5 protein-coding genes are annotated in these 7,327 nt (G+C 64.3%); all 5 read right to left on the reverse strand.

Annotation, left to right across the window (positions count from 1 at the left end; genetic code table 11):
- Positions 1–161 precede the first annotated feature (161 nt).
- Positions 162–1,499 carry an ATP-dependent protease ATPase subunit HslU gene (gene hslU, locus ACIPQ1_RS18100; protein ID WP_411386266.1) on the reverse strand — a complete coding sequence of 446 codons (1,338 nt, stop codon included), beginning with the start codon at positions 1,497–1,499 and terminating at the stop codon, positions 162–164.
- Positions 1,500–1,542: 43 nt separating this feature from the next.
- Positions 1,543–2,073: an ATP-dependent protease subunit HslV gene (gene hslV / locus ACIPQ1_RS18105; RefSeq protein ID WP_003196958.1), complete on the reverse strand. Its 531-nt coding sequence runs from the start codon at positions 2,071–2,073 to the stop codon at positions 1,543–1,545.
- Between the two features lie 191 nt (positions 2,074–2,264).
- Positions 2,265–2,969, reverse strand: a complete 705-nt coding sequence (locus ACIPQ1_RS18110) for an SPOR domain-containing protein (RefSeq protein ID WP_446534550.1) — start codon at positions 2,967–2,969, stop codon at positions 2,265–2,267.
- A gap of 1 nt (position 2,970) precedes the next feature.
- Entirely contained in the window at positions 2,971–4,707 is a 1,737-nt protein-coding gene (argS, locus tag ACIPQ1_RS18115; protein WP_411386267.1) for an arginine--tRNA ligase, read from the reverse strand.
- A 264-nt stretch (positions 4,708–4,971) separates the two neighbouring features.
- Entirely contained in the window at positions 4,972–7,191 is a 2,220-nt protein-coding gene (locus ACIPQ1_RS18120; RefSeq protein ID WP_411386268.1) for a primosomal protein N', read from the reverse strand.
- Positions 7,192–7,327: the final 136 nt, after the last annotated feature.

Genomic DNA, 7,327 nt, shown 5'->3' on the forward strand with positions numbered 1-7,327 from the left:
GTGATCCGTCTCTGAAGGACGCGTTGATCTGCGAAACGACGCGGGCCATGTGGGAGCGAGCTTGCTCGCGATAGCGGTTTGACAGTCAACACATGGGCTGACTGTTATGCCGCCATCGCGAGCAAGCTCGCTCCCACAGGTCCGGGGAACCTGTCGGTGGCTTACAGGATATACCGCGACAGGTCTTCGTTCTGCGCCAGTTCACCCAGGTGGCTGTTGACGTACTCGGCGTCGATAAGAATCGGCGCTTCGTTGTGGGCGCTGGCCAGGTCGCCGGCGCTGAACGACACTTCCTCGAGCAAGCGTTCGAGCAGCGTGTGCAGGCGACGGGCGCCGATGTTCTCGGTCTTCTCGTTGACCTGCCAGGCGATCTGGGCCAGGCGCTTGATGCCTTCTGGCGTGAACTCGATGTTCAGGCCTTCGGTCTTGAGCAGCGCGCAGTACTGTTCGGTCAGGGACGCATGGGGCTCGCTGAGGATGCGCTCGAAGTCTTCCGGCGTCAGCGCCTTGAGTTCGACACGGATCGGCAGGCGACCCTGCAGCTCCGGCACCAGGTCGCTCGGTTTGCTCAGGTGGAACGCACCGGACGCAATGAACAGGATGTGGTCGGTCTTGACCATGCCCAGCTTGGTGTTGACCGTGCAGCCTTCGATCAGCGGCAGCAGGTCGCGTTGCACACCTTCGCGGGACACATCGGCGCCGCCGACATTGCCGCGCTTGGCAACCTTGTCGATTTCATCGATAAACACGATGCCATGCTGCTCGACCGCTTCCAGTGCCTTGGCCTTCAATTCTTCTTCGTTGACCAGGCGACCGGCTTCTTCGTCGCGCACCAGTTTCAGCGCTTCTTTGACCTTGAGCTTGCGGCTCTTCTTCTTGCCCTTGCCCATGTTGGCAAACAGGCTCTGCAACTGGTTGGTCATTTCTTCCATGCCCGGCGGCGCGGAAATGTCGACGCCAGCCATTTCGGCCACTTCGATCTCGATTTCCTTGTCATCCAGTTGGCCTTCGCGCAGGCGCTTGCGGAACAACTGGCGGGTGTTGGAATCCTGTGTCGCGGCGGAGTCGGCGTTGAAGCCCATGCGCGCTGGCGGCAGGAGCGCATCGAGGATGCGTTCTTCGGCGGCGTCTTCGGCGCGATGGCGGACCTTGGTGATTTCCTGTTCGCGCAGCAACTTGATCGCAGCGTCGGCCAAGTCACGGATGATCGATTCGACGTCGCGGCCGACATAACCGACTTCGGTGAACTTGGTGGCTTCGACCTTGATGAACGGCGCATTGGCGAGCTTGGCCAGGCGTCGGGCGATTTCGGTCTTGCCGACACCGGTCGGGCCAATCATCAGGATGTTCTTGGGAGTCACTTCGACGCGCAGCTCTTCGGGCAGCTGCATCCGGCGCCAGCGGTTACGCAGGGCGATGGCGACGGCGCGCTTGGCATCGTCCTGGCCGATGATGTGGCGGTTGAGTTCGTGGACGATTTCGCGGGGAGTCATGGACATAGTATTTGGCGGTCCTCAAGCAGAAGTCTGGGCCTGGAAGGGCTTACTCCGCGAGGTCCTGCTCCTCAATGGTCTGGGTGTGATTGGTGAAGACACAGATGTCGCCGGCGATGCCCAAGGCAGTCTCGACGATCTCGCGGGCCGACAGGTCGGTCTTTTTCAGCAGGGCGCTGGCCGCGGCCTGCGCGTAGGCACCGCCGGAACCCATGGCGATCAGGCCATCCTCGGGCTCAACGACGTCGCCGTTGCCGGTGATGATCAACGAGGCGTCCTTGTTGGCGACCGCGAGCATGGCTTCGAGGCGGCTCAGGGAGCGGTCGGTGCGCCATTCCTTGGCCAACTCCACGGCGGCGCGGACCAAGTGGCCCTGGTGTTTCTCAAGCTGGCCTTCGAAACGTTCGAACAACGTGAAGGCGTCGGCAGTGGCCCCGGCGAAACCGGCGATGACCTCGCCGTGATACAGGCGACGAACTTTCTTCGCGTTGCCTTTCATCACGGTGTTGCCCAATGAAACCTGGCCGTCGCCGCCCATGACGACTTTGCCATGACGGCGGACTGAAACGATGGTGGTCAAGGGAAGAGTCTCCACGCAGCGGGGCGAAAATGCCCGGATGGAACTCATATGGGGGTGGCGTGGGTTTTTTCAACTGCAAGGGTGCGGAGGGGATGAGTGGTCCCTCGCTGTTTTTGGCAGGGGACTTCTTTGTGGCGAGGGAGCTTGCTCCCTCGCCACAAAAGCCCCCGGCCACAGGGGGCTAGCGAAAATCAGCGGCTTTGGCGTTGTTGTAACAACAGGTTGCTGAAACCACTGCCCGCCAATTGTTTCTGGGCCTTGGTCAGTTCCTCGCGGTTACTGAACGGGCCGACCAGTACCCGGTACCAGGTCTCGTCCTTCACCGTACCGGACTCCACCGACACCGACTGGCCCAGCAGAATGATCTGCGCCCGGACCTTGTCGGCGTCGGCTTCCTTGCGGAACGAACCGGCTTGCAGGAAGAACTTCGTCACCGGCGCAGCTTTCTGCACCGGCGGGGCTGGTGGCGGCGTGATGCCGGCCAGGGCCGCCTGGGCGCGGGCGGTGTCGATTTTCGCCGCTTCGGCCGGGGTCACCGGTGTGGTGGGCACCTGGGGCACTTGCGGCGTCGGCAGGGTTTTCTCCGGCACGGCATCGGGCGGCACGATGACTTCCGATTCCGGCAGCAGGGTGTAGAAGTCGTACTTCGGCTTCACCGGCTGCGTCGGGCTCGGCGGGGTCTTGTTGGCCTCGGCGATGCGCGTGGCTTTCTGCTGCTCTTGGCGGACGCGCTTGACGTCATCGCCCTGGCCCGGCTCCAGCTTCATCAAAAACACAATGAACGCGCCGACGGTCAGGCCGATGGCCATCCACAACCAGCCCGGAATCGGCTGTTTGGCCGGAGCCTGGTAACGACTGGCGCCGCGCTTGGGTGCAGGTTTTTTCTTGGCGGCCAACTTACATGCGCTCCAGGGTTTCCAGGCCGAGCAGTTCCAGGCCTTGCTTGAGCGTGCGCCCGGTCAGTGCGGCGAGGCGCAGGCGGCTCTGCATTTGCTCCGGGGTTTGCGCGTTGAGGATCGGGCAGTTCTCGTAGAAGCTGGAGAACAGGCCGGCGACATCGTACAGGTAGGCGCATAGCGTGTGCGGCGTGCCTTTGTCGGCGACGTTGTTCAGCACTTCGCCGAACTGCGCCAGTTTCGCCGCCAGCTCCTGCTCCTGCGGCGCTTCGAGCACAATCTGGCCGTCTATTTCATTGAAGCCTTTGCCGAGTTTGCGGAACACGCCCGCCACGCGGGTGTAGGCGTACAGCAGGTACGGCGCGGTGTTGCCTTCGAAGTTGAGCATCAGGTCGAAGTTGAAGCTGTAGTCGCTGGTGCGGTGCTTCGACAAGTCGGCGTACTTCACCGCGTCGATACCGACGACCTTGGCGATGTTGCGCAGCTCGTCTTCGGCCAGGTCCGGGTTCTTGCCCTTGACCAGGCTGTAGGCGCGGTCCTGGGCTTCGGTCAGCAGGTCGATCAGCTTCACCGTGCCGCCGTCGCGGGTCTTGAACGGACGACCGTCGGCGCCATTCATGGTGCCGAAGCCCATGTGCTCCATCTCCATCGGATGGGTCACGAAACCAGCCAGGCGTGCCACTTCGAACACTTGCTGGAAGTGCAGGGCCTGGCGCTGGTCGACGAAATACAGCACCCGATCGGCCTTGAGCACGCGGTTGCGGTAGCGCACGGCCGCCAGGTCGGTGGTGGCGTAGAGGTAGCCGCCGTCGGCCTTGACGATGATCACCGGCAGCGGCTCGCCATCGGCGGTCTTGAACTGGTCGAGGAACACGCACTGGGCGCCGTTGCTTTCCACCAGCATGCCTTTGGCCCGGAGGTCGTTGACCACGTTGACCAGGTCGTCGTTGTAGGCGCTTTCGCCCATCACGTCGGCCATGGTCAATTTGACGTTCAGCAGCTCGTAGATTTTCTGGCAATGGGACAGGGAGATGTCCTTGAACTTGGTCCACAGTGCCAGGCATTCGGCATCGCCGGCCTGCAACTTGACCACCAGGCCACGGGCGCGGTCGGCGAACTCCGGCGACTCGTCGAAGCGTTGCTTGGCGGCGCGGTAGAAGTTCTCCAGGTCCGACAGCTCGTCGCTGGTGATCGGGTTCTCCTGGAGGTAAGCCATCAGCATGCCGAACTGGGTGCCCCAGTCCCCGACGTGGTTCTGGCGGATCACGGTGTCGCCAAGAAACTCCAGGACCCGGGCCACGCCGTCGCCGATGATGGTCGAGCGCAGGTGGCCGACGTGCATTTCCTTGGCCAGGTTGGGGGCCGAGAGGTCGACGACGGTGCGCTGCAACGGGCCGGCCTTGCGCACGCCGATGCGTTCGTCGGCCAGGGCCGCGTCCAGGCGCGAAGCCAGGGCCTGGGTGTTCTGGAAGAAATTGATGAACCCGGGGCCGGCGATGTCGGCCTTGCTGACGTTCTCGTCGGCGGGCAGCGCGGCGATGATTTTTTCCGCCAGGTCGCGAGGTTTCATGCCGGCCGGCTTGGCGAGCATCATCGCGATGTTGCTGGCGAAGTCGCCGTGGGTCTTGTCGCGGGTGTTCTCGACCTGAATCGCCGGCGACAGGCCTTCTGGCAGCACACCTTCAGCGACGAGTTGGGTGATGGCTTGCTGGATGAGCTGGCGAATGGTGTCTTTCATGGTCTTCTCTTTCAACCGCAGGCGCGGCGGCGCTTCGATGCGCTGGTGGAAAAACTGGGCATTATCCGTGGCGCGGGCGAGCTTGCCAACTGTAGCGGGTTGGTTGGGGATGTGTGGTGACTATTCTTGCTGGCCTGGATGTACGCAATCCTCTGTGGGAGCGAGCTTGCTCGCGATGGCGGCGGGTCAGCTTGCGTGATGTTGAATGCCAGGCCGCTATCGTGAGCAAGCTCGTTCCCACAGGTGCCAGGCTTTGCGACCCTTTCAATACAAATCCACCGGATCCACATCCAGCGACCAGCGCACCGCCCGCCCGCTGGGTATCTGTTCCAGTACCAGTAGCCAGGCGCTCAGCAGTCGATGCAGCGGCGCCCGGGCATTGGCCTGCAATAAAAGTTGCGCGCGATAGCGCCCGGCTCGCCGCTCCATCGGCGCCGGCACCGGCCCCAGGAGTTCGATGCCGGTGAGGCTCTGCTCTGCCAGCAGACGCTCCGCCTCGCTGCAAGCCTCATCGAGGAAACCTTCGGCCTGCCCCGGCTTGTGGGCTTCGGCCCGCAACAGCGCCAGGTGGGCAAAGGGCGGCAGGCCGGCGCTGCGGCGTTCGCTCAAGGCTTGCTCGGCGAAGGCGAAGTAGCCCTGCTCGGTCAGTTGGATCAGCAGCGGGTGATCGGCCAGGTGCGTCTGGATGATCACTTTGCCCGGTTCCTCGGCCCGCCCGGCCCGGCCCGCGACCTGGACGATCAACTGCGCCATGCGCTCGCTGGCGCGGAAGTCGCCGGAGAATAGCCCGCCATCGGCGTCGAGGATCGACACCAGGGTGACCCGTGGGAAGTGATGCCCCTTGGCGAGCATCTGCGTGCCCACCAATATGCACGGCTGACCCTTCTGGATCGTCGCGAACAGTTGGTTCATCGCGTCCTTGCGCGAGGTGCTGTCACGGTCGACCCGCAACACCGGGTAGTCCGGAAACAGGATGCCCAGCCGCTCTTCGGCGCGTTCGGTGCCGGCGCCGACCGGGCGCAAGTCCACTTTGCCGCACTGTGGGCAATGCCTTGGCACGCGCTCGACGTGGCCGCAATGGTGGCAACGCAGCTCGCCATGGCGTTGATGCACGGTCATCCGCGCGTCGCAGCGTTCGCAGCCAGACATCCAGCCGCAGTCGTGGCACAGCAGGGTCGGGGCAAAACCGCGACGATTGAGGAACACCAGGACCTGTTGCCCGGCGGCCAGTGTTTGGCCGATGGCTTGCTGCATCGGTCCGGAAATACCGCTGTCCAGCGGGCGACTTTTCACGTCCAGGCGCAGGAAACGCGGTTGCTTGGCACCGCCGGCCCGTTCGTTCAGGCGCAACAGGCCGTAGCGGCCGGTGTAGGCGTTGTGCAGGCTTTCCAGCGAGGGCGTGGCCGAGCCGAGCACGATCGGGATGTTTTCCTGGCGGGCGCGCACCAATGCCAGGTCGCGGGCGTGATAGCGCAGGCCTTCCTGCTGTTTATAAGAGCCATCGTGCTCTTCGTCGATGATGATCAGGCCAGGGTTCTTCATCGGCGTAAACAGGGCCGAACGGGTGCCGATGATGATGTCGGCCTCGCCATCGCGGGCAGCGAGCCAGGCTTCCAGGCGTTCACGGTCGTTGACTGCCGAGTGCACCAGGGCGATCCGCGCATTGAAGCGTTGCTCGAAGCGCGCCAGGGTTTGCGGGCCGAGGTTGATTTCCGGAATCAGCACCAGGGCCTGCTTGCCGGCCTCCAGGGTCTGGCGGATCAGTTGCAGGTAGACTTCGGTCTTGCCGCTGCCGGTGACGCCTGCCAACAGAAAGGCGTGATAACTGTCGAAACCTGCGCGAATCGCTTCGCAAGCGGCCCGCTGCTCGGCATTGAGCGGCAGTTCCGGCTGGGCCAGCCAATGTTCATGGCGGGCGCCGGGGGCGTGCCGGCGGATTTCCACCTGGACCAGGTCCTTGGCCAGCAACAGGTCCAGGCTGTCCTTGCTGAGCATCAGTTTGCTTAGCAGTTGATGGGCCACGCCATGGGGGTGTTGGGCCAGGGTCGCCAAGGCTTCGCGCTGGCGCGGGGCTCGAGCGATGCGCGGATCGTCCAGCGAGGCCCCCGGGGCCACCGACCAGAACCGCTCCTGGCGCGCCTCGGCCAGCTCGCCCTGGCGCAGTAGCACCGGCAGCGCCCAGCTCAGGGTATCGCCGAAGCTGTGCTGGTAATACTGGGACGTCCACAGGCACAACTTGAACAGCGAGGCGGGCAGCGGCGGCGTGGCATCGAGCAGCGCCAGGGCCGGTTTGAGCTTGTCGGCCGGGACTTCGCTGTGGTCGGTGACTTCCACCAGGATGCCGATCATTTCCCGGCGGCCGAACGGCACCCGCAGGCGCATGCCCGGCTGCAACTGGGCGCGCAGGACCCCGGCCGGGGCGCGGTAGTCGAACAGGCGGCGCAGGGGCGAAGGCAGGGCGAGGCGCAGGATGGCGTCGGGCACGCGGGGCAATCTCAATAAACAGACATTGGGTGAGGCTGGCGCTGGATGTGGGAGCGGGGGGGGGGGGGGGGGGGGGGGGGGGGGGCGGGGGGTTGGGGTGGGGGGGGGGGGGGCGCCGCCGCGACCGCCGAGCACG

The sequence above is a fragment of the Pseudomonas sp. LARHCG127 genome (assembly GCF_052871455.1).

Excerpts from the sequence above, each read along its gene's own strand:
- hslU (WP_411386266.1), bottom strand. The coding sequence starts at position 1,499 with ATGTCCATGACTCCCCGCGAAATCGTCCACGAACTCAACCGCCACATC.
- argS (WP_411386267.1), bottom strand. The coding sequence starts at position 4,707 with ATGAAAGACACCATTCGCCAGCTCATCCAGCAAGCCATCACCCAACTC.